The organism is Micromonospora sp. NPDC051296, from assembly GCF_040682255.1.
GTDB lineage: Bacteria > Actinomycetota > Actinomycetes > Mycobacteriales > Micromonosporaceae > Micromonospora > Micromonospora craterilacus.
Map to the genome: position 1 here is coordinate 1 of NZ_JBFBAO010000083.1, position 20,920 is coordinate 20,920.

General features: G+C 72.1%; 18 protein-coding genes and 1 pseudogene. 9 read left to right on the forward strand and 10 right to left on the reverse strand.

Annotation, left to right across the window (positions count from 1 at the left end; translation table 11 throughout):
- Positions 1 to 158: 158 nt before the first annotated feature.
- Both AB0M52_RS11970 and AB0M52_RS11975 read right to left on the reverse strand, forming a co-directional pair.
- On the reverse strand, positions 159 to 557 hold the full coding sequence (locus AB0M52_RS11970) for a VOC family protein (protein ID WP_363952317.1): 399 nt from the start codon (positions 555 to 557) through the stop codon (positions 159 to 161).
- Positions 554 to 1,126 (reverse strand): cob(I)yrinic acid a,c-diamide adenosyltransferase, encoded by a 573-nt coding sequence (locus tag AB0M52_RS11975; protein WP_363952319.1) that lies wholly within the window; start codon positions 1,124 to 1,126, stop codon positions 554 to 556. The genes AB0M52_RS11970 and AB0M52_RS11975 overlap by 4 nt, the downstream gene beginning before the upstream one ends.
- Between AB0M52_RS11975 and murA the strand changes: the two genes are divergently transcribed.
- Positions 1,125 to 2,567, forward strand: a complete 1,443-nt coding sequence (gene murA / locus AB0M52_RS11980) for a UDP-N-acetylglucosamine 1-carboxyvinyltransferase (protein ID WP_363952321.1) — start codon at positions 1,125 to 1,127, stop codon at positions 2,565 to 2,567. The genes AB0M52_RS11975 and murA overlap by 2 nt on opposite strands.
- A gap of 73 nt (positions 2,568 to 2,640) precedes the next feature.
- A complete protein-coding gene (locus AB0M52_RS11985; RefSeq protein WP_363952323.1) occupies positions 2,641 to 3,489 on the forward strand; it encodes a 3-hydroxyacyl-CoA dehydrogenase family protein in 849 nt (282 codons plus the stop codon).
- Positions 3,490 to 3,529: 40 nt separating this feature from the next.
- On the opposite strand, the gene AB0M52_RS11990 is transcribed toward AB0M52_RS11985, so the two are convergent.
- Entirely contained in the window at positions 3,530 to 4,375 is an 846-nt protein-coding gene (locus tag AB0M52_RS11990; protein ID WP_363952325.1) for an ABC transporter permease, read from the reverse strand.
- Positions 4,372 to 5,220: an ABC transporter ATP-binding protein gene (locus AB0M52_RS11995; RefSeq protein WP_363952327.1), complete on the reverse strand. Its 849-nt coding sequence runs from the start codon at positions 5,218 to 5,220 to the stop codon at positions 4,372 to 4,374. Before AB0M52_RS11995 ends, AB0M52_RS11990 begins: the two co-directional genes overlap by 4 nt.
- A gap of 151 nt (positions 5,221 to 5,371) precedes the next feature.
- Between AB0M52_RS11995 and AB0M52_RS12000 the strand changes: the two genes are divergently transcribed.
- The gene (locus AB0M52_RS12000) at positions 5,372 to 7,375 is read left to right on the forward strand and encodes a protein meaA (RefSeq protein WP_363952329.1); all 2,004 of its coding nucleotides are present in this window, start codon (positions 5,372 to 5,374) and stop codon (positions 7,373 to 7,375) included.
- 64 nt (positions 7,376 to 7,439) lie between these two features.
- Here AB0M52_RS12000 and AB0M52_RS12005 read toward each other — a convergent pair whose 3' ends face one another.
- The 3 genes from AB0M52_RS12005 to AB0M52_RS12015 all read right to left on the reverse strand — a co-directional run bounded on the left by AB0M52_RS12005 (position 7,440) and on the right by AB0M52_RS12015 (position 9,444).
- Positions 7,440 to 7,739 carry a DUF1540 domain-containing protein gene (locus tag AB0M52_RS12005; RefSeq protein WP_363952332.1) on the reverse strand — a complete coding sequence of 100 codons (300 nt, stop codon included), beginning with the start codon at positions 7,737 to 7,739 and terminating at the stop codon, positions 7,440 to 7,442.
- Positions 7,740 to 7,811: 72 nt separating this feature from the next.
- Positions 7,812 to 8,762 (reverse strand): polysaccharide deacetylase family protein, encoded by a 951-nt coding sequence (locus tag AB0M52_RS12010; protein ID WP_363952334.1) that lies wholly within the window; start codon positions 8,760 to 8,762, stop codon positions 7,812 to 7,814.
- Positions 8,763 to 8,823: 61 nt separating this feature from the next.
- Positions 8,824 to 9,444: a DUF4126 domain-containing protein gene (locus AB0M52_RS12015; RefSeq protein WP_363952337.1), complete on the reverse strand. Its 621-nt coding sequence runs from the start codon at positions 9,442 to 9,444 to the stop codon at positions 8,824 to 8,826.
- 71 nt (positions 9,445 to 9,515) lie between these two features.
- Between AB0M52_RS12015 and nucS the strand changes: the two genes are divergently transcribed.
- Complete coding sequence (nucS, locus tag AB0M52_RS12020) at positions 9,516 to 10,175, forward strand: endonuclease NucS (protein WP_363952339.1); 660 nt, start codon at positions 9,516 to 9,518, stop codon at positions 10,173 to 10,175.
- Between the two features lie 7 nt (positions 10,176 to 10,182).
- Here nucS and AB0M52_RS12025 read toward each other — a convergent pair whose 3' ends face one another.
- Positions 10,183 to 11,679: an aldehyde dehydrogenase family protein gene (locus AB0M52_RS12025; RefSeq protein WP_363952341.1), complete on the reverse strand. Its 1,497-nt coding sequence runs from the start codon at positions 11,677 to 11,679 to the stop codon at positions 10,183 to 10,185.
- A gap of 252 nt (positions 11,680 to 11,931) precedes the next feature.
- Here AB0M52_RS12025 and AB0M52_RS12030 point away from each other — a divergent pair, with 252 nt between their 5' ends.
- The 5 genes from AB0M52_RS12030 (at position 11,932) to AB0M52_RS12050 (ending at position 16,940) form a co-directional block, all read left to right on the forward strand.
- Entirely contained in the window at positions 11,932 to 12,480 is a 549-nt protein-coding gene (locus tag AB0M52_RS12030) for an FHA domain-containing protein (RefSeq protein ID WP_363952343.1), read from the forward strand.
- 84 nt (positions 12,481 to 12,564) lie between these two features.
- Positions 12,565 to 13,626, forward strand: a complete 1,062-nt coding sequence (locus tag AB0M52_RS12035; protein WP_363952345.1) for an alpha/beta hydrolase — start codon at positions 12,565 to 12,567, stop codon at positions 13,624 to 13,626.
- A 132-nt stretch (positions 13,627 to 13,758) separates the two neighbouring features.
- Positions 13,759 to 15,549: a 3-hydroxybutyryl-CoA dehydrogenase gene (locus AB0M52_RS12040; RefSeq protein ID WP_363952347.1), complete on the forward strand. Its 1,791-nt coding sequence runs from the start codon at positions 13,759 to 13,761 to the stop codon at positions 15,547 to 15,549.
- Between the two features lie 114 nt (positions 15,550 to 15,663).
- On the forward strand, positions 15,664 to 15,990 hold the full coding sequence (locus AB0M52_RS12045; protein WP_363952349.1) for a hypothetical protein: 327 nt from the start codon (positions 15,664 to 15,666) through the stop codon (positions 15,988 to 15,990).
- 140 nt (positions 15,991 to 16,130) lie between these two features.
- The gene (locus AB0M52_RS12050) at positions 16,131 to 16,940 is read left to right on the forward strand and encodes an alpha/beta hydrolase (protein WP_363952351.1); all 810 of its coding nucleotides are present in this window, start codon (positions 16,131 to 16,133) and stop codon (positions 16,938 to 16,940) included.
- A 12-nt stretch (positions 16,941 to 16,952) separates the two neighbouring features.
- Here AB0M52_RS12050 and AB0M52_RS12055 read toward each other — a convergent pair whose 3' ends face one another.
- A complete protein-coding gene (locus tag AB0M52_RS12055) occupies positions 16,953 to 18,176 on the reverse strand; it encodes an AI-2E family transporter (RefSeq protein WP_363952353.1) in 1,224 nt (407 codons plus the stop codon).
- A 201-nt stretch (positions 18,177 to 18,377) separates the two neighbouring features.
- Positions 18,378 to 20,696 (reverse strand): annotated as a pseudogene (locus AB0M52_RS12060) (hypothetical protein); the annotation flags it as partial.
- Between the last annotated feature and the right edge of the window lie 224 nt (positions 20,697 to 20,920).

Sequence of the window (20,920 nt, forward strand, 5' to 3'; positions counted from 1 at the left end):
GCCGCCGTTAACAGCCGGCGAACAGGACCGCCCGCGGGTCTCCCGAGCGGCATCGGATCGGAGGGAGACTGGCGGGCCCCGGCGGAGGGATCAAGCCTGACCGCCCGGAGCCGGGCACGGTCGCCCCCAGCCCCAAGCGCAACCACGGAAGCACCCGATCAGGCAGAGGAAGACACCAACTCCACCTCGTACCCCTGCCCGTCGGCCAGGTACGCGGCGTAGGTGTCGGGGCCGCCGGCGTACGGGTGACGGTCGGGGAAGAGCAGCTCCCAGCCGTACTCCGGGGCCTTCCCGACCAGCCGGTCCACGGCGGCGGGTGGGCCGGCGTGGAAGGCCAGGTGGTTGAGGCCCGGGGCGAGCCGGTCGTGCCGTCGACCGGACAGCGCGGGTGACTCCTCCATCACCAGGTACGTCGGGCCGAGCCGCCAGGAGCGGCCGGCCGGCCACTCCTGGAACGGCGCCCAACCCAACTCGCCGAGGAGCCACCCCCAGCTGCGCATCGCCGCGCCCAGGTCGGGTATCCACACCTCAACGTGGTGCAGTGCTCCGAGGGTCACCGGCCTCCGCCCGGCACCCACAGCACATCTCCGTCCGGATTTGCCGTTCTTGCCAGAATGAAGAGCAGGTCCGACAACCGGTTGAGATACTTTGCCGGGAGGTGGCTGGTCCGGTCGGGGTCGTGTGCGACGAGGGCCCACGCCGACCGCTCGGCGCGCCGGGCGATCGTCCGCGCCGCGTGCAGCAGTGCCGCGCCCGCGGTGCCGCCGGGGAGGATGAAGGAGTCGAGCTTGCTCAGGCGCGCGTTGAACTCGTCGCACCAGCCCTCCAGGCGCTCCACATACTCCTCCGTGACCCGCAGCGGCGGGTACTTCGGGTCCGGTTCGACCGGGGTGGACAAGTCTGCCCCCACGTCGAACATGTCGTTCTGGATGGGCCCGAGCACCGCCCGCAGTTCGTCGTCCAGCTGGCCCAGCGCGAGCGCCACGCCGATCGCGGCGTTGCACTCGTCGACATCGGCGTACGCGGCGATCCGTGGATCGTTCTTCGGCACCTGCTCGTTGTTGCTCAGCCTGGTCATGCCGGCGTCGCCGGCCTTGGTGTAGATGCGCGTGAGGTGGACGGCCATGACGCACAGCCTACGGATACCGGACCTGACCATCCCGGCACGGCCGGAGGCGGGCACGGGCTGGTCCGCCGGGGTCGGCCCGGGTGACGCGGGTGACGCCGCGGTCGCGGACGTCGACGTCATCCGGGTACGCGGCGGCGCCCGGCTCGCCGGCACGGTACATGTGGTGGGGGCGAAGAACTCGGCGTTGAAGCTGATGGCCGCCGCGTTGCTCGCCCCCGGCCGGAGCGTGATCACGAACGTGCCGCGGATCACCGATATCGCCATCATGGGCGAGGTGCTGCGCCGCCTCGGCTGCGGCGTACGGTTCGACATGGACGACCCGGTCGACCCGATGGTGGCGGTGGGCGGGGTGGCCCGGTCCCGTTCGGTCACCATCGACGTGCCGGAGCAGCCGGGCGTCGAGGCCGACTACGACCTGGTCCGCCGGCTGCGCGCGTCGATCTGCGTGCTGGGCCCGCTGCTGGCCCGGCGCGGGTACGTCCGGGTGGCCCATCCGGGCGGCGACGCGATCGGCTCCCGCGGGTTGGACATGCACATCTCCGGGCTGACCCGGATGGGCGCCGACATCTCCGGCGAGCACGGCTTCGTGATCGCCTCCGCGCCCGACGGCCTGCACGGGGCGGAGATCGTGCTGGACTTCCCCAGCGTCGGGGCGACCGAGAACCTGGTCATGGCGGCGGTGCTGGCCGACGGCACGACCGTGATCGAGAACGCCGCCCGCGAGCCGGAGATCGTGGACATCTGCACCATGCTCCAGCGGATGGGCGCGTTGATCGAGGGCGAGGGCACGTCCACCATCACCATCGTCGGCGTACCCCGGCTGCAACCGGTCCGGCACGCCACGGTGGGGGACCGGATCGTCGCCGGGACCTGGGCCTTCGCGGCGGCGATGACCCGCGGCGACGTCACCGTGACCGGGCTCGACCCCGCGTTCCTGGAGGTCGCGCTGGACAAGGTGGTCGCGGCCGGCGGGCTGGTGGAGACCCGGGCGGACGCCTTCCGGGTACGCATGGACGACCGGCCCCGGGCGGTCGACGTGGTGACGCTGCCCTACCCGGGCTTCGCCACCGACCTGCTGCCGATGGCGATCGGGCTCGCCGCGCTCAGCGACGGCGCCTCGCTGATCACCGAGAACATCTTCGACGGCCGGTTCATGTTCGCCAACGAGATGATGCGGCTGGGCGCGGACATCAAGACCGACGGGCACCACGCCGTGGTACGCGGCCGGGAGCGACTCTCCGGCGCGCCGGTGCGGGCCACCGACATCCGGGCCGGCGCCGGGCTGATCATCGCCGGGCTGTGCGCGGACGGGGTGACCGAGGTGTCCCACGTGCACCACGTTGACCGGGGCTATCCCGACTTCGTGGCCGACCTGCGTGCCCTCGGCATCGAGGTCGAACGGGCCACCGCGCCGGAGGAGCCCGAGCTGACCTTCTGAGCCGCCTTAGCTGTCGTTCAGGCCCGCCGATTAGGGTGCAGGGAGACACTCAATCGCAGCGAGGGAGAGGCAGATGGCGGGTCGACTCGCGGTCGTCGGTGCCGGGCTGATGGGCTCGGGCATCGCCCAGGTGGCGGCACAGGCGGGCTGGCAGGTGGTGCTGCGGGATCTGGACGACGCGGCGACGCGGCGTGGCGTGGACGGCATCCGGAAGTCGCTGGCGAAGTTCGCGGAGAAGGGCAAGATCTCTGCGGACGACGTCGAGGCGGCGCTCGGCCGGATCACCCCGACCACAGAGCTGGAGGCGGCGGCCGACGCGGACATCGTGGTCGAGGCGGTCTTCGAGCGGCTGGAGATCAAGCACGAGGTGTTCCGTGCGCTGGACAAGATCTGCAAGGCGGACGCCGTACTGGCCACCAACACCTCGGCCATCCCGGTGACCCAGATCGCCACGGCCACCGACCGCCCGGAGGCGGTCGTCGGCACCCACTTCTTCTCGCCGGTGCCGATGATGAAGCTCTGTGAGCTGGTCCGCGGCTACAAGACCAGCGACGCGGCGCTGGAGACGGCGAAGTCGTTCGCCGAGGAGATCGGCAAGACCGTCGTGGTGGTCAACCGGGACATCGCCGGCTTCGTCACCACCCGGCTGATCAGCGCCCTGGCGATGGAGGCGGTGCGGCTGGTCGAGGCGGGCGTCATCTCCGCCGAGGACCTGGACACCGCCTGCAAGCTCGGCTTCGGGCATGCCATGGGCCCGCTCGCCACCGTCGACCTGACCGGCGTCGACGTGCTGCTCAACGCCACCCGCAACATCTACACCGACACCGCCGACGAGAAGTTCTTCCCGCCGGAGCTGCTCCAGCGCATGGCCACCGCCGGCGACCTGGGCCGCAAGACCGGCAAGGGCTTCTACACCTACTGACAGATGTAGGGAAGGGCCCCGCAGGGCCCTTCCCTACACGTCAGCCGTCGCGGCGGGTGGTCCAGCGGAAGGTCGTCAGGCAGAGCAGCAGGCCGATCACGCACCAGGCGCCGAGGACCAGGGCGACCCGGCCCAGCTCGAACGAACCGCCCGGCTCCTGGGCGCCGAAGCTCTCCGGCAGGAAGACCGCCCGCAGCCCCTGGCACATCCACTTGAGCGGGAAGAGGGCCGCCACCTGCTGCATCCAGGGCGGCAGGTTGGTGAAGAGGAAGAACACCCCGGAGATGAACTGGAGCACCAGCGCGATCGGGGTGACCACCGCCGAGCCGCTGCGGGCGGTGCGAGCCAGCGACGAGATCGCGATGCCGCAGAGGGTGCACGCGGTGATGCCCAGCGCGCTGACCCAGCCGAAGGTCAGCCACGCCGCCGCGGTGCTCGGCAGGTTCAAATCGAACAGGGCCGCCGAGACGGCGAGGAGCAGGGCGATCATCACGACGCCGATCACCAGCACCATGATCACCTTGCCGGCGAACCAGACCCACTTCGGCATCGGTGTGCCCCGGTACCGCTTGAGCACGCCCCGGTCGCGCTCGATCGGGATCCAGATGCCGAGGTTCTGGAAGCTGACCGTCATCAGGCCGGTCGCGATCATGCCGGTGATGAAGTACTGCGTGTAGCTCACCCCTGGCGCGATTTCCTCGTTGAGGATCGAGGCGAAGATCAGCACCATGATGATCGGGAAGCCCAACGTGAACACGACGGACTCCCGGCTGCGCAGGAACTGCCGGATCTCCAGCCGCCCCTGGCGCAGGGCGAGGCTGGTCGGCCCGAGCCGACGGGCACCGGGGGCGGCGACCGGGGCCGCCGGCTTCGTCGTGGTGGTCATTGGTGTCCGATCATGCGCAGGTAGATGTCCTCGAGGGTGGGCCGGGTGACGGTCAGGTCGGGCACCTCACCGCCGAAGCGCGTGGCCAGCTCCGCGACCAGCGCCGTCGGCGTCGCGCTCTCCGCGCTCTCGACCCGGCCCTCCGGGGTACGCCAGGAGACCGTGGCCAGCGCCTCCTGCCGGTTGCCCAGGCGGTCCGGCGCGGCGACCTCGACCAGTCGGCCGCCGGCGATCACGCCCACCCGGTCGGCCAGTGCCTCGGCCTCGTCCAGGTAGTGGGTGGTGAGCACGATGGTGGTGCCGGCGGCGGAGAGGTCCCGGATCAGCTCCCAGAACTCCCGCCGCGCCTCCGGGTCGAAGCCCGTGGTCGGCTCGTCCAGGAAAAGCAGCTCGGGGCGGCCGATGATGCCCAGCGCCACGTCCAGCCGGCGCTTTTGCCCGCCGGAGAGGGTGTGCGTACGGGCCCGGGCCTTGCCGGCCAGCCCGACCCGCTCGATCACCTTGTCCGGGTCGTCGGCGCTGGGGTAGAAGCCGGCGAAGTGGTGCACCACCTCGGCGACGGTCAGCTCGTCGAACTCTCCGGTGCCCTGGAGCACGATGCCCACCCGCCCGCGCCACTCCGGGGGCGGATCGGTCGGGTCGGTGCCGAGCACCCGCACCTCACCGGCGTCCCGGTGGCGGTAGCCCTCCAGGATCTCCACGGTGGTGGTCTTGCCCGCGCCGTTCGGCCCGAGCAGGGCGAACACCTCGCCCCGGTGGACGTCCAGGTCCAGGTCGGCCACCGCGACGTTGTCGCCGTACGCCTTGCGCAGCCCCCGGACGAGGATCGCGACGTCGTCACTCATGCCGTCAAGTGTGCGGCCCGCCGCCGTCCGCCGTCCGACCCGGGGGTGGTGGTCCCACCCACCGAGGGCGCGTTGTACCCGGGCGTCACCTACATCGGGCTGTGTGGTTTTCCACAGCCCGTTTTACTGAACGGTAACTTAAACTCCGGCCATGGACGAGAAGGCACTCCCAGACCGGCTGTCGGAACGCGACCGCCCCTGGGTGATGCGTACCTACGCGGGGCACTCGTCGGCCGCCGCGACCAACGCGCTCTTCCGCCGCAACCTGGCGAAGGGGCAGACCGGCCTGTCGGTCGCCTTCGATCTGCCCACCCAGACCGGGTACGACCCGGACCACGAACTCGCCGCCGGCGAGGTAGGCCGGGTCGGCGTCCCGGTGTCGCAGGTGGGCGACGCGCGGGCGCTGTTCGACGGCATCCCGCTGGCCGAGATGAACACCTCGATGACCATCAACGCGCCGGCGATGTGGCTGCTCGGCCTCTACGGCACGGTCGCCACCGAGCAGGGCGCCGAGCTGTCCCGCTGCGCGGGCACCACGCAGAACGACATCATCAAGGAGTACCTCTCCCGGGGGACGTACATCTTCCCGCCGGCCGCGTCGCTGCGGCTGACCGCCGACGTGGTCGCGTACACGCTGCGGGAGATGCCCCGGTGGAACCCGGTCAACATCTGCTCGTACCACCTCCAGGAGGCCGGTGCCACGCCGGTGCAGGAGGTCGGCTTCGCGCTCGCCACCGCCGTCGCCGTGCTCGACGCGGTCCGCGACTCCGGCCAGGTGCCGGCCGACCGGATGGGCGACGTGGTGCAGCGGATCTCGTTCTTCGTCAACGCCGGCGTGCGGTTCGTCGAGGAGATCGCCAAGATGCGTGCCTTCGGCGCGCTGTGGGACGAGATCACCCGCGACCGGTACGGCGTCGAGGACCCGAAGCAGCGCCGCTTCCGGTACGGCGTGCAGGTCAACTCGCTCGGCCTGACCGAGGCGCAGCCGGAGAACAACATCCAGCGCATCGTGCTGGAGATGCTCGGGGTCACCTTCTCCCGGGACGCGCGGGCCCGGGCGGTGCAGCTGCCGGCCTGGAACGAGGCGCTCGGCCTGCCCCGCCCGTGGGACCAGCAGTGGTCGCTGCGGATGCAGCAGGTGCTCGCGTACGAGTCGGACCTGCTGGAGTATCCGGACCTGTTCGACGGCTCGCACGTGATGACCGCGCTGGTCGACGGGATCGTCGGCGGTGCCCGGGTGGAGCTGGCGAAGGTGCTGGAGATGGGCGGCGTGGTCGCCGCGGTGGAGACCGGCTACCTCAAGAGCGCGCTGGTCGCCTCGCTGGCCGAGCGGCGGCGCCGGATGGAGGCCGGCAGCGACGTGGTCGTCGGCGTCAACCGGTTCACCGAGACCGAACCGTCGCCGCTGACCGCCGCGGGTGCCGAGGCCGTCGAGCAGGTCGACCCGGCGGTGGAGGCGGCCGCGGTGGACGCCGTACGCCGGTGGCGGGCCGACCGGGACGCGGCGGCGGTGGACGCGGCACTGGCCCGGCTACGCGCGGACGCCGCGACCGAGGCGAACCTGATGACCGCCACCCTCGAGTGCGTGCGGGCCGGGGTGACCACCGGCGAGTGGGCCGGCGCGCTGCGCCAGGTCTTCGGCGAGTACCGGGCGCCGACCGGGCTGACCGGCGCCGCCGGGGCGGGTGGCGACGCGGGCCTGGCCGCGGTCCGCGAGCGGGTCGCCGCCACCGCCCGCGAGCTGGGCAGCGGACGGCTGCGCCTGCTGGTCGGCAAGCCTGGCCTGGACGGGCACTCCAACGGTGCCGAGCAGATCGCGGTACGCGCCCGCGACGCCGGCTTCGAGGTGGTCTACCAGGGCATCCGGCTCACCGCCGGGCAGATCGTCGCCGCCGCCGTCGAGGAGGACGTCGACCTGGTCGGGCTCTCCGTGCTCTCCGGCTCGCACCTGGCGGCGGTGCCCGCTGTGCTCGACGGCCTGCGGGCCGCCGGCCGGCCGGACCTGCCGGTGGTGGTCGGCGGCATCATCCCCGCCCCGGACGCCGAGCAGTTGCGCGCCGCCGGGGTGGCGCGGGTCTTCACGCCGAAGGACTTCGCGCTGACCACCATCATCGACGAGCTGGTAACGGTCATCCGCCAAGCGAACGACCTGTAAGGAAGGGCCCCCTCTTAACGCCTCCGGTATAGGAAGGGCCCCTTCTTAACCGGCCAGCGGCGCGTCAGCGGTGGCGGTAGGTCATGCAGTCGGCCATGTCGGCGTCCGGGCCGACCCGGATCGCCGGTGCCTGGCACTCCAGCTGCTCGTTGTGCCGGCAGTCGGCCCGCTGACACGCGCCCACCTGGGCGATCTGCCCGTCGATGCCGGCGCGGACGGCGGGCATCTCGATGAAGGTGTGGCAATGGGCATGGTCCATGCTGCCGATCGTGATGGCGAATGCGTGGCAGTCGCCGGTGTCGTTGTACGCACAGGCGGTGGCCACACACTCCTGGACGCGGGGCATCTCCATCGCTGCCGTCATGACCCGACCTCCTCCGTGACTTGCCCCGATTTTAGGCTTTCAGCGGATTCGTCTTACCCAGTTTGCCGGGACTTACGGCGCGGTCGGGCCGTCCCCGAGCACCTCGGAGAGCAGCGCCGGCTCGAGGCCACGGTCGGCCAGCCCGGCCAGGATGTGCGGCAGCGCCTCGTCGGTCATCGGCGCGTTCGCCTCGGTGACGTGCAGGACGACCACCGAGCCGGGGCGTACGTTGTCCAGGACGGCACGCACGATCGGCCGCCAGGAGGTCGCGAACGGATCCCCGCTGACCACGTCGCCGTCCACCACAGTGAGTCCGAGCGGGGCGAGTTCGGTCAGGGCCGTCCGGTCGTGGCATAGGCCCGGGAAACGGAAGTAGCGGGTCTGCCGTCCGCCGTACGCACCGACCACGTCGAAGGTTCGGGCCACGTCGGCGGTCATCTCACGCCGGGCGATCCGCGGCAGGCCGTAGCAGTCCGGCGTGAAGGCCAGGTGTCCGTACGTGTGGTTGGCCAACTCGAAGCGCGGATTGGCGGCGAGCCGACGGGTCACCTGCGGGTACTGCTCAACCCACTTGCCGGTCAGGAAGAAGGTGGCCGGCACCTCTTCCCGCTCCAGCAGGTCGATGATCTTCAGGTTCGCGTACGACCGCACAGCGCCGCTGCGTAGCTGGTACCGCATGGCGTCGGTCATGTCGGCGTCGAAGGTGAGCGCCACCTTGTTGCCGCTGCGTGGACCGTGGTCGAGCACCGGCGGCCGGGCCCCGGGCCGGGTCGCGCCAGGCAGGACGCCGGCCTCCGGCGTCGGCGTCCGGAGGCCCGTCGGCGTGGGTTGCGGAGCAGGATCCGGCCCGCGATCCGGGTCCTGGTCGGCAGTCATCTCCGCGGCCTGCGCCGAAGTGGGTGGCCGGCCGACGGCGGTGCCTTCCGGCTGGCGGAGAGGGGCCGCGAGGGCCAGCAGGAGCACCGCGCCGAGCACGGCGGCGAGGGTCGCGACGAGCGGAACGGGAGAGACCTTCACGGACACCGTGAGATGGTCTCAGGTCAGCCCAGAACCGTGGGGACCGTGGAGGTCTCGGCGTACCGGATCAGACCCGGAAGCCGGCGGCCCGAGCCGCCGCTCGGTCCCGGCGGCGCTCCGCTCGGCGGCGCAGGAACCAGATCAGGAAGAACACGAACCCGACCAGGAACACCAGCACCAGCACCGGCAGGATGATCGCGACGAGGGACATCAACACGCTGGTGGCGTCCTCGGCGGTACTCGCCACCGGGGCACCGAACCCGGCCGTGGTCGCGTTGATGACCGGCCGCGCGGCGGACTTGAGCAGGTGTACGCCGAGGGCGATGAGCGCGCCGACCAGCACCGGCACCCACTGGCCGGTGTTGGCGAAGAGGCTGTCCGGGTCGCTCACCGTCACGGTGCCGGAGGCCGAGCCGGCGCCGAAGGCCAGGCCGCCGGCGGTCGGGCGGACCGCCGTCTGCACCACGTCGTTGACGTGGTCCACCACCGGCACCTTGTCGGCGACGAGTTCGACGGCGAGCAACGCCGCCAGGATGGTCAGCATCCAGCCGTTGCCCAGCCACTGCCAGCCGGCGGGCAGGTCGATCACGCTGGTGTAGCGGGCCAGCAGACCCGTCACCAACAGCGGGATGTACGCGTTCAGACCCGCCGAGGCGGCGAGGCCGGTACCGGTGAGCAACTCGAACACGGTCTCAGCATCGCACCGGCGCGCCAGTGACGCTCGGCGGCGATCCGCGGCGGCTCCGCTACCCTCATCGGGTGCGGTTGGTGATTGCGAAGTGCTCGGTGGACTATGTCGGACGGCTCTCGGCCCACCTGCCGCCGGCCACCCGGCTGCTGATGGTGAAGGCGGACGGGTCGGTGTCCATCCATGCCGACGACCGGGCGTACAAGCCGTTGAACTGGATGAGCCCGCCGTGCCGGCTGGAGGAGGCCCCCGGCGTCTGGCGGGTGGTCAACAAGGCTGGCGAGGAGCTGCGGATCACCCTGGAGGAGATCTTCCAGGACACCTCGTACGAACTGGGCGTCGACCCGGGGCTGCGCAAGGACGGGGTCGAGGCGCACCTGCAGGAGCTGCTGGCGGCCAACCCCGAGACGCTGGGCGAGGGGTACACCCTCATCCGCCGCGAGTACATGACTGCCATCGGCCCGGTCGACCTGCTTTGCCGGGACGCCGAACAGGGCACGGTCGCGGTTGAGGTGAAGCGCCGTGGCGAGATCGACGGTGTGGAGCAGCTCACCCGCTACCTCGAACTGCTCAACCGGGATCCGCTGCTCGCCCCGGTCGCCGGGGTCTTCGCCGCGCAGGAGATCAAGCCGCAGGCCCGGGTGCTCGCCACGGACCGCGGCATCCGCTGCGTGGTGGTGAACTACGACCGGCTGCGCGGCATCGAGCGCGACGAGCTCACCCTCTTCTAGCCGGCCCTCAGCGGCCGTAGAGCATCTTGACCGCCTTCACCAGGCGCGCGACGTCGGCCGGGGTGCGCTCGAAGGTGGTCGAGGGCAGCAGCGTGCGGGCGCGGCGGCGGGTCACCGCCTTGGCCCGGCCGAACTCGCGCAGCCCGTCCTCGCCGTGGATCCGGCCGAAGCCCGACTCGCCGACCCCGCCGAACGGCAGGGTGGACATCCCGGCGAAGGTGAGGGTCGAGTTGACCGAGGCCATGCCGGAGCGCAGCCGCCGCGCGATCGCCATCGCGCGTCGCCCGCCGAAGACCGAACCACCCAGGCCGTACGGCAGGGCATTGGCCCGGGCGACCGCCTCGTCCGCGTCCCGGACCCGGTTGACGGTCAGGGTGGGGCCGAAGGTTTCCTCGCGGACCGCGGCGGAGTCCTCCGGCACGTCCACCAGCACGGTCGGGTGCGCGTACGGCGGTTGCACCGCGTCCGGCCCGCCCAGCGCGGCGCGACCGCCCCGGGCCAGCGCGTCGTCGATGTGCCGGCGGATGACGTCCAGCTGGCTCGGCATGGTGATCGGCCCGACGTCCGCGCCCGCCGGGCCGACGGTGAGCCGGCCGGCGCGCTCGACCACCTTGTCGACGAAGGCGTCGAAGATCGGCTCCACGGCGTAGACCCGCTCGATGCCGATGCAGGTCTGACCGGCGTTGGTCATCGCGCCCCAGACGCACGCCTCGGCGGCGGCGTCCAGGTCGGCGTCCACGTCCACGATCATCGCGTCCTTGCCGCCGGCCTCCACCAGCACCGGGGTCAGCGACTCGGCGCAGGCCACCATCACCTTCTTCGCGGTCGCCGTCGAACCGGTGAAGGCGAGCTTGTCGACACCGGCGCGGCACAGCGCCGCGCCGACGTCGCCGAGCCCGTGCACCGCGGCGAACACCGGCTGCTCGGGCACCACCTCGGCGAAGCTGTCGACCAGCCACTGCCCGACGACCGGGGTGTATTCACTGGGCTTGAAGACCACCGCGTTGCCGGCCGCCAGCGCGTACGCGGCGGAGCCGATGGGGGTGAAGACGGGGTAGTTCCACGGCCCGATGACGCCGACCACGCCGTGCGGCTGGTATTCCAGATGGGCCGAGAACTCGGCCAGGATGAGCCGCGAGCGGACCCGGCGGGGGCCCAGTACCCGACGGGCGTTGCGGGCCGACCAGTCGACGTGCTCAACGGCGGTCACGATCTCGACCAGGGCGTCGGCGACCGGCTTGCCGCCCTCGACGTGCACCAGCTCGGCAAGCTGCTCCATCCGCTGGGCGAGCAGTCGCCGCCAGCGCAGCAGCCGCTCGCGTCGCCCGGTGAAGCCGAGCCCCGCCCACCACTGGCCGGCGGCGCGGGCCCGCTCGACGGCGCGTTCGACGTCCACCGGGGTGGCGACCGGGACGCGGCCCGCCTCGTCGCCCGTCGCCGGGCTGGTCGAGATCAGGTGACCGCCCTCGATCACCGGGTTGCCGGGGAGCTGCACAGCCGTCATGGCGGAAGTCTAGACCCGAGACCTACTCGCCGGTAGGGGTGCTGAACTGGGGCGAACCCGATCGAGAGCCGGCGCGTTGAACCGGATGGAGCAGTGGTTCCCGTTGGGCGCACCGCCGTCCCTTCCGCCGGAGGGCCGAACGGTTGGTGCCCGGCCGGTGACTCGGAGATGCCCGGCCGGGCGGTGGAACCAGCCACCCGGGGGTGGCAGGCTGACGCGGGGTGGCCGTGCCGGGTGGAGGTCTGACTGTCCATGGAGGAACATCCGCAACTGATGCCGCTGCTGACCGTCGCCACCGGGCCGATGCGCGGGCTCGGTTTCCGAGTGCGTCAGCAGCCGCAGGTGATCGGCCGCGACCCGGCGGTCGACATTGTCGTCGACGATCCGCACCTCAGCCGACGGCATGCCGAGATCCGGCTGACCGGCGAGGGAGTGTCCCTGGTGGACCTCGGATCCACGAACGGCAGCTGGGTGAACGACCTCCGGATCACCGGGGCGGCCCGGCTCACCGACGGTGACGTGATCCGGATCGGCCGTACCGAGCTGCGGTTCTTCGATCCCGGGGTGGCGCGTACCGATCCGGTGGGCCTGCGCTTCGGAATGCCTCGAAACGAACGGCGGCCGACCCTGCCGCTGCCCGTCGCGTCCCCGGGCGCGACGCCGGCACCTGCGGGCGCGAGGCCAGGACCTGCGGGCGCGACGCCGGGGCCAGTGGGCGGGAGGCCGGCACCTGCGGGCGCGACGCCGGGGCCGGCGGCGCCCGCGTCGCCCGGGGCGGCGGCGGTGGCCGGCCGCTCCTGACGGCGGCGGGCGCCACCGGTCCAGGGCGGTCAGTAGGCGCCGGCCACATGGACCGCCGGAGTCGATGGTGGCAGCATGCCGCGGATGAAGACCGAGCAGCACGTCGTCACCGCCAACGGGATCACCCAGGCCGTTCGGGTGGCCGGTCCGTCCGATGGCGTACCGCTGCTGCTCGTCCACGGCAACTGCTCCTCGGCGGCCTTCTGGGAGCCCTTGGTACGGCGACTGCCGGCGACGCTGCGGGTGGTCGCGCCGGACCTGCGCGGCTACGGCGGTACGCAGACCGCGCCGGTGGACGCCGGTCGAGGACTGACGGACTTCGCCGACGACGTGGCGGCCCTGCTCGACGAACCGACGCTGTTCGGCGAGGGTGCCCGGCCGGTGGTGGTCGGCCACTCGCTCGGCGGTGGAGTGGCGATGCGGCTGCTGGTGGACCACCCTGACCGGGTGGCCGGGCTGCTGCTCGCCGCGCCGGTCTCGCCGTACGGCTTCGGCGGCACCCGCGACCTGGCCGGCACCCCCACCACCCCGGACTTCGCCGGCACCGGCGGCGGTACGGCGAGCCCCGATTTCGTCGCACGGCTGGTCGCCGGTGACCGTGGTACCGAGGACCAGAGCAGCCCGCGCAGCGTGCTGCGGACCGCGTACGTGGCGGACCCGGCCACCCTCGGCGACGACGAGGAACTGCTGCTCGACAGCCTGCTCTCCACCGCGACCGGGACGGACAACTACCCCGGCGACGCGACACCGTCGCCGCACTGGCCGGGAACCGCGCCGGGCCGCCGGGGTGTGCTCAACGCGCTCGCCCCGGCGCACTTCCGGATCGCCGACGAACTGGTGGCGGTCACCCCTAAGCCGCCGGTCACCTGGATCCGCGGCGACGCCGACGTGATCGTCTCCGACACGTCGCTGTTCGACCTGGCCCAGCTCGGCGCGCTGGGCGTGGTGCCCGGCTGGCCCGGGCCGGACGAGTGCCCACCGCAGCCGATGCTGGCGCAGACCCGCGCCGTGCTCGACCGGTACGCGGCCGCCGGAGGCAGTTACCGGGAGGTGACGCTGCCCGGCTGCGGGCACAGCCCGCACCTGGAACGGCCGTCGGAGTTTGTCGCCGAGCTGCTGGCACTGGTCGGCGTCGATGCGTTCTGAAGCGCCCGATCGATGCGGTCGTGAAATATCCCACGGCGCCTCGACAACGGTGCGTCACGTGGCAGACTCGCGCGCATAACCTTAGCGGCCGTTCATGTCGGGCCGTGTCGAGCGGACAGGGGAGGCCGGGTCGTGGCGCGCGAGTTCACCAGTGTGGGCGTGGTGGGTCTGGGCACCATGGGTGCCGGGATCGTCGAGGTCTTCGCCCGTAACGGCGTCAACGTGGTCGCCGTGGAGATCTCCGACGCCGCCCTGGAACGCGGGCAGGCCAACCTGACCGGCTCGACCGATCGGGCGGTGGCCAAGGGCAAGCTCGCCGAGGCCGACCGGGACGCCCTGCTGGGCCGGGTCACCTTCGCCGTCGGGCTGGACGCGCTGCACTCGGTGGACCTGGTTATCGAGGCGGTGCCCGAGCACCTGGACCTGAAGCAGCGGATCTTCGCCGAGCTGGACCGGGTCTGCAAGCCCGAGGCCATCCTGGCCACCAACACCTCGTCGCTGAGCGTCACCGAGATCTCCGTCGCCACCGCCCGCCCCAACCAGGTCATCGGTATCCACTTCTTCAACCCCGCGCCGGTGATGAAGCTGGTCGAGGTCGTGCGTACGGTGGTCACCTCCGCCGACGTGGTGGCCGACGTGGAGGCGCTCTGCGCGCGGCTCGGCAAGGTCGACGTGACCATCAACGACCGGGCCGGGTTCATCGCCAACGCGCTGCTGTTCGGCTACCTCAACCACGCGGTCGGCATGTTCGAGGCCCGGTACGCCAGCCGTGAGGACATCGACGCCGCGATGAAGCTCGGCTGCGGCCTGCCGATGGGTCCGCTGGCCCTGATGGACCTGATCGGTCTGGACACCGCGTACGAGATCCTGGACACCATGTACCGGCGTGGCGGGCGTGACCGCCGGCACGCCCCGGTGCCGCTGCTCAAGCAGATGGTGACCGCAGGTCTGCTCGGGCGGAAGTCCGGCCGGGGGTTCTACACCTACGAGCGACCGGGCTCGCCGAAGGTCGTACCGGACGAGCAGACGCCGGCCGCGGCGGAGTCGGCGCTGGCCGACGGCGCGAGCGGGATCTCGAAGGTTGGTGTGGTCGGCTCCGGCACGATGGCCACCGGCATCATCGAGGTCTTCGCCAAGGCCGGCTACGAGGTCGTCTCGGTGACCCGGGGTGCCGAGAAGTCCGCCAAGGTCTGCGAGGCGGTCAAGACCTCGCTGAACAAGGGCGTGGTCCGGGGCAAGCTCAGCGAGGCCGACCGGGACGCCGCACTCGGCCGGATCAACTGGTCGGCGACCCTGGAGCACCTGGCCGACGTCGACCTGGTGGTCGAGGCGGTGGTCGAGGAGTTGAGCGTCAAGAAGGCGCTGTTCGCCAGCCTCGACGAGATCTGCAAGCCGGGTGTCGTGCTGGCCACCACCACCTCCTCGCTGCCGGTGATCGAGGTGGCGATGGCCACCCAGCGCCCGGCCGACGTGGTGGGGCTGCACTTCTTCAACCCCGCGCCGATCATGCCGCTGGTGGAGATCGTGCGGACGATCCGCACCTCGGCGGAGACCACCGCCACCGCCCGGGCGGTCTGTGCCGCCCTCGGCAAGACCGGCGTGGTCTGCGGCGACCGGTCCGGCTTCATCGTCAACGCGCTGCTGTTCCCGTACCTCAACGACGCGGTGCGGATGCTGGAGGCCAGCTACTCCACCGCCGACGACATCGACCACGCGATGAAGCTCGGCTGCGGTTACCCGATGGGTCCGTTCGAGCTGCTCGACGTGGTCGGCCTGGACGTGTCGCTGGCCATCCAGCGGGAGCTGTACCTGGAACTGCGGGAGCCCGGGTTCGCCCCGGCGCCGTTGCTGGAGCACCTGGTCACCGCCGGCTACCTGGGCCGCAAGGCCGGCCGCGGCTTCCGCGACCACACCCGCCGCTGAGGTGTAAGGAAGGGCCCCTTTTTAACGCCTGGTGCAGGTGAAGGGGCCCCTCTTAACGTCACCGCAGCGGGCCGGTGGCCGGGCCCGCGCCGCACCGCCCGTACGCTGGATGACGTGAGCCCCCGTCGTAACCGTCCCCGCCGCGACGACGATGCGCGCCTGGACGCCGAGCGCGCCCGGCACGGTGTCGCGTCGGTGCAGCAGTGGCGCGACGGCGACTGGCAGGTACGCGGGATCAGCGGCGGTGCGTCCCTCAAGACCTACCGCTGCCCCGGATGTGACCAGGAGATTCAGCCCGGCGTGGCGCACGTCGTCGCCTGGCCGGCGGATGGCCGGGGTGATCTCACCGACCGGCGGCACTGGCACAGCGGCTGCTGGCGGGCCCGGGACCGGCGAGCCCCGGTGATCCAGCGCGGTCGCGGCGCGCCCCGCCACGGCTGAGCCGGCCAGGCCGGTGTGGCGTTAACAAGGGGCCCTTCCTCTACCGCAGGCGTTAACAAGGGGCCCTTCCTTGCACCCGCAAGCGGCGATCTTTGTCACGGTGGGCGGCGGTGGGGCGGGCGGGGCGGGAGGATGGTGGGGTGAGCACACCGATCCGCGCGTCCTCGATCCTGCCCGGGCACCGGGAGGACATCGAGCTGCACACCGCGGACGGCCTGCGGCTGGTCGGCGAGCTGGCCCGCCCGGCCGACCGGGAACCGGCGGCCACCCTGGTCTGCCTGCATCCGCTGCCCACCCATGGCGGGATGATGGACAGCCACGTGTTCCGCAAGGCGGCCTGGCGGCTGCCTGCCCTCGCCGACGTGGCGGTGCTCCGGTTCAACACCCGGGGCACCAGCAGCGTGCGCGGCACCAGCGAGGGGGCCTTCGACGCGGCCGTCGGTGAGCGGTTCGACGTGGCCGCCGCCATCGAGTACGCCGAGTTCCACGAGTTGCCCGACATCTGGCTGCTCGGCTGGTCGTTCGGCACCGACCTGGTGCTCAAGTACGGCTGCGACCCGGCGGTGGCCGGCGCGATCCTGCTCTCCCCGCCGCTGCGCTTCTCCGAGCCGGCCGACCTGACCCACTGGGCCGAGTCGGGCAAGCCGCTGACGGCGCTGGTGCCGGAGTTCGACGACTATCTGCGCCCGGCCGAGGCCCGCGAGCGGTTCGCCGCGGTGCCGCAGGCCGAGGTGGTCGGCGTGCCCGGCGCGAAGCATCTGTGGGTCGGCGACGCCGAGACGGTGCTGGACGAGGTGGTCCGGCGGATCAATCCGGCGGTGCCGGTGCCGCTGCCCACCACCTGGGACGGCCCGATGGAGACCGGCGACGCCAGCGCCTACGCCGACCGCACGGTGGCCGCGTTCGCCGACACCCCGGTGGCGGGGCCGCAGCAGCGCCGGGCCGACTGATCCCGGCCTGGGTCACCGGGCGTCCTGGCGAGGGATGATCACCTCGCGCAGGATGAGCTGGACGGCGGCCACCGTGGGGATGGCGATCAGTGCGCCGATCACCCCCAGCAGGGACACCCCGAGCAGCGCGGCGACCAGTGCCGCGACCTCGTTGACCTGCACCGACCTGCGCATGATCTTGGGATAGATGAGGTAGTTCTCGATCTGCTGGTAGACCACGAAGAAGACCACGCAGGCGATCCCGACGGACGGGTCGGTGGCGAACCCGACCAGGCTGACGATCACCGCGCCGATGGTCGCCCCGATCTGCGGGATGAGGTCGGTCACCGCGACGACCACCGCCAGGGCGAACGGGTACGGCAGGCCGACAGCCAGCGCGAACACGAAGGCGACCGCACCGGCCAGCACCGCGATGGTCAGCGCACCCACCATGTACGCCCCGACCTTGGTGAGGATCTCGTCGCCGATCAGCTGCACCCGCTCCCGACGCGACCGGGGCACCAGCGCATAGCTGAGATCGCGGAGCCGATCGAAGTAGACCAGGAAGTAGATGGTCAGCACCAGCACGGTCAGCACCCGGAAGACCGTGCCGAAGACGAACTGGGCACCGCCGAGCACCCCGCCCAGCGCCCGGCCGACCACGTCCGCGTTGGCCGCCTCCTGGGCCCGGCGCATCAGGTCGAACCGCTCGGCCAGTTCGTTGACGGTCTCGTTGCGGCGTAGCGCCTCCAGGTAGCTCGGCACCTGGTCGAGGAACTGCCCGGTCTGGGTCACGATCGGCGGCACCAGCGCCAGCACGCCGGCGCAGAGCAGTGCCAGCACGGTCAGCGTGACGGCCACGACGGCGAGGCCGCGCGGCAGCCCCCAGGAGTGCAGCCGGACCACCACCGGGTGCAGGCCCACCGCGAGGAACAGCGCGATGACCACCAGGACCAGGATCCCCGCGGCGTTGCGCAAACCCAGATAGACGGCGTACGCGAGCAGGACGCCGAGCGCCCCGGTGAAGCCGACCAGGAAGCTGTTGCGCCGTAGTGGCCGACCCGGGATGCCGAACCGCCCGGCGTCCCCGCCCACCGACCGCTGGGCCGGTGCGGGCGGCGCTGCCGCTTCCTCCGCCACGACAGTGGATGCCTCCGCTGTGGTGGGCGGCACCCTGGTTGCGGTGGCGCCGTCGCCGGTCCCGTCACCGGTACCCTCCGCCGCCGTCCCCGACTTCTCCGGCCCGTCCTGCGCCATCCGGCCTCCCCGCTCAAGCCCGGGCGCGTGGTCGCCGGGCGTTGACGCCGGCCCGCCCGGCCACCCGGGCCCGCGGGTCCTGATCGGCAGGGTAGTGGCGGGCGGGACGACCCGGCCAGGCGGTCAGTCGGAGTTGACCGTGCTCGGCGCTGCGCCCTGCTCGTCGGTGACCTTGCTCGGTGTCGCGGCTGCCTCGTCGGTGACCTTGCTCGGCTTGGCGCTGCGCTCGTCGGTGGTGGGTTTGGTCGGGCGCTTGCCGTTCTCGCCGGTGCTGGTGATCTTTGTCGGGGTGGCGCCCCGGCCGCCCTCGCCGGGCACCGCCGCGACCGTCGGCTCGCCGTCCACCTCCGTGCTCGCGGTGCCGCCGTCGACCGTCGTGACCGGCTCGGCGACCGGCTTGGTCGACGGGGTGGCCTCGTCCGCGGGCCGCCTGCCGTTGGCCGACGCCGGTGCCGCGCCGGCCGCCCCTACCATGGGCTGCCCGTCGGGGGAGGCCGCGGCAGCGCCGGCGCCCGCCATCGCGGTGCCGGCCGCCAGGGTGGGGACGGGCGCAGCTCCGGCCGGGGCGGGGGAGGTCGGACCGTCGGGACCGGCGGCCGCCTGTAGCCGCATCTCGAGCAGCTTGCGCTGCAACTCGTCGGACTCCTGCCGGGATTTCCAGGTCTCCTGCCGCAGGTCGGCGAGCTGCTGCTGGGCCTTGGCGATGTCCAGCATCACCTGGGCGAGCTGCTGCCGACCGGCGGCCGCCTCCTGCTGCGTCGCGGCCAGGTGCTGCTGGGTGGTGGCCAGGTGCTGCTGGGTGGTGGCCGCGTACTCCTCGAACTGTCGACGCGAGGCGGCGACGTACTCGTCGGCCTCGCGCCGGACGGTGGTGACGTGCTCGTCGGCCTCGCGCCGGACGGTGGTGACGTGCTCGTCGGCCTCACGGCGGGTGGTGGTGGCGTACTCGTCGGCCTCGCGGCGTTTCTCGACCGCCCCGGTCTCGGCCTGACCCAACAACTCGCCGGCCTGCTCCTCGGCCCGCGCGCGCACGGTGGCGGCCTCCTGCTCGGCGGCCTGGCGGACCCCGTCGGCACCCTGCTCGATCTCGTTCTTCCGAGCGGTGTACTCCGCCTCCAGCTCCGCCCGGCGGGACTCGAACCCGGACTCCAGATCCGCCCGGCGGGATTCGAACCCGGCCTCCAGCTCGGCGGCGCGTACCTGGATCTCCTCGTTCCGCGTGGTGTACTTCGACTCCAGCTCGGCCCGGCGCGACTCGAACCCTGACTCCAGCTCGGCCGTGCGGCTGCGGATCTGCTCGTCCAGCTTGGCGGCGGAGCTGCGGATCCGCCCGTCCAGCTCGGCGCTGCGGGTCTTGTACTGCTTTTCCAGCTCGTCGCGGCGGCTGGTGAACTCGCGCTCGGCGTTCGCCTTGCGCTGGGCCAGTTCCCGATCCGCCGCCTCACGCCGGCCGTTGACCTCCTTCTCCACCCCGGCCCGCCAGGCGCCCAGTTCCTGCTGCGCCTGCGCCCGGGTGTGCTGCACGTGCGCCTCGGTCTCGCTGCGCATGCGGTGGGCGTACGCCTCGGTCTCGGCGCGGGTGTGCTTGGCCGCCTCGGTGGCCGACGTGGTCAGCCGCTCGGCCTCCTGACGGGCCTTGTTGCGGGCGGCCCGTCCGGCCTCGGCGGCGTCGTCGATGATCTGCTTGGCCTCCTGGCTGGCCTTGGCATGGGTGGCTCGCCCGGCCTCGGTGGCCTGGTCGACCAGGCGCTTGGCCTCCTGCTGGGCCTTGGCGTGCACCTCCTTGGCGGCGTCGCGCAGCTGGGTCGCCTCCTGCTGGGCGGTGGCGTGCGCCTCGCGGGCCGCCTCGCGCAGCTTGGTCGCCTCCTGCTGGGCCCGGGTGTGGATCTCCTTGGCGGTGTCGCGGAGCTTGGTGGCCTCCTGCTCGGCCTTGGCCAGGGCCTCCTGGGCCGCCTTGCGCAGCCGGGTGGTCTCCTCCTGGGCGGTCTTGCGCAGCCGGGCGGCCTCCTCCTTGGCCGCCTTGCTGGCGGCCTCGGACTCCGCCTTGCGTGCCGCGGCCTGCCGCTCCTCCTCGGCCCGGCGGGCGGCCAGGGCGATCTCGAAGTCCTTGAGTGCCTTGGCGGCCTCCGCGCGGGCCTCGTCGATGATGTGCTCGGCAGCGGCTCGGCGGGCCTCGATCTCCTCGTTCGCGGCGATGAGGATGTCCTCGGCCTGCTCCTCGGCCAGCGTGAGGATCTGCTCCACCCGCGGCCCGAGGTGCCGGAACGCGGCCCGGTCGACCACCCCGACCTGCTTGCGCACGGCGGTGAGGTCGCGCTGGAGCACCTCGACCTGGCCGGCCAGCTTGTGGATCTGGGTGTACGCCTGTTCCCGTTCGCCCGCTAGCGCCTCGATCTCGTGCTCGGCGCGAGCGACGTACCGGTCGACCTGTCGTTTCTCGTACCCCCGCAGGGCTAGCTCGAAGTTGGGCTGGGTGGTCACGTCTCCGCTGAGCGCGAACAGATCCTCGCCGTGCGACATGCTCCCATCCTCACACGCATCGGGCTCTCCTGGGGCGATACGGACGCCCCGGTTGGGAGCTACTTCGTCGTACCCGGCGGGCGTTGGTCGGCAGGCTCTGTGCATGCAGGGCGGCGCGGGGTGGCACCGTTACCCGGTGTCACACCGCGCCCTGATCGAAGCACTCACCGGCCGGTTCGACGCCCATCACGGTGAGCTGGCCCGGATCCTGCTCGACCAGATCG